The following is a 1,295-nucleotide window of genomic DNA, read 5'->3' as shown; positions in this document are numbered from 1 at the left end:
GACCTCATTTATATTTTTCTTTTTTATTATATCACCTACTATTAGTACCTGGTATAATAAAAAGAACGATAAAGCAATGCCGAACCAAAAAATAGGCCATTTCTATACATACATTCCTCATTGGAAAGGAATTATATAGTATGGATATATTTAGGGATTTCCGAATAAGTGTGCCTAATGGAAGTGTGAATAAAAATGAAAAGGTTCAATTCAAAAAATAGGCTGCGAAAGTATTCGATAAAAATGGAAAAGAAACAGGAAACAGCTCCTGTTCAGGAGACAGATTTTACTGGTATTCTGACCACGGATCTGGAACTTGTAAGGCGGGAAATCGGGCATAATTCCGACGTGAATATCCGAGAGTTTAAATTAGGATACACGGAAATCCGGGCAGCCATTATTTTCATTAGCGGACTGTCGGATAAGGAGCTGATCGACAGCTATATTTTAAAATCATTGATGCTGAATTTTCCGGCAGGATACAGCCCGGGACATCATTCTATGGGGAATTCTACCTTAAAGGAATTCATGATAACCCATGTTCTAACCATCAGTGAATTGAAAGAAGTATCTACTCTAAATGAATTGATAACCGGCGTATTAAAAGGAAAGACTGCATTATTGATCGATGGATCACCTATAAGTTTCATTCTCGGCACAATAAAAGAAAAGCAGCGCCAGTCGTTGTTTTTATTCTGATTACGTCTATGAGCTTTAAAATATTCGAAATCGATAACCTACGGCCCGTATTAGGAATGGGAATCATGCCTGTGCTAAAAGGAATCAAAACAACGTCTCTTGCTTACCTAGGCCTTGAAATCATGCTAATCCTTCCTGCATTTATGAAGCATCCGGACAAAGCAGTAAAAGCTGCGATAGTAGGCGTTACCGTCCCTTTACTTTTTTACTTGATTACGGTTGTAATGGTCATTGGAGCTTTATCCATTGATGGGGTGGTCACGATTACATGGCCGACGATCACTCTCGTACGAAGCTATGAAGAACCCGGCATCCTTTTCGAACGGTTCGAGTCTTTGCTGCTTGTTATATGGATCATGCAGATATTTACTACCTTTAATATTACGCATTTTATGGCTGCCTTAGGGCTCGCCCAAACCTTCAAAACAAACATCCGGCCATTTATATATGGGGTATTGCCGATTATTTTCTTAATTACAATGTTTCCAAAGAATATCAATGATGTATTAAAACTTGGGGATCAAATTGGAGATATCGCTTTGTGTCTTTTTGGATTGCTTCCTTTACTGTTGTTGGTAATCTCGTGGAGGTAGTGT

Annotated in this window: 1 protein-coding gene and 1 pseudogene; both read left to right on the top strand. The window is 38.4% G+C overall.

The features are described 5' to 3' along the window. Positions 1-195 precede the first annotated feature (195 nt). Positions 196-699 carry a spore germination protein gene (locus BFU02S_RS15855; protein WP_066372773.1) on the top strand — a complete coding sequence of 168 codons (504 nt, stop codon included), beginning with the start codon at positions 196-198 and terminating at the stop codon, positions 697-699. After that, positions 681-1,292: pseudogene (locus BFU02S_RS15850) on the top strand (GerAB/ArcD/ProY family transporter); the annotation flags it as partial. The gene BFU02S_RS15855 and the pseudogene BFU02S_RS15850, both read left to right, overlap by 19 nt. Between the last annotated feature and the right edge of the window lie 3 nt (positions 1,293-1,295).

The sequence above is a fragment of the Neobacillus fumarioli NBRC 102428 genome, from assembly GCF_001591485.1.
In the GTDB taxonomy this organism is placed as follows: domain Bacteria; phylum Bacillota; class Bacilli; order Bacillales; family Cytobacillaceae; genus Neobacillus; species Neobacillus fumarioli.
This window is presented reverse-complemented; position numbering and strand designations above follow the sequence as displayed.

Coding starts and splice junctions, on each gene's coding strand:
- BFU02S_RS15855 (WP_066372773.1), top strand. CDS start 196: ATGAAAAGGTTCAATTCAAAAAATAGGCTGCGAAAGTATTCGATAAAA.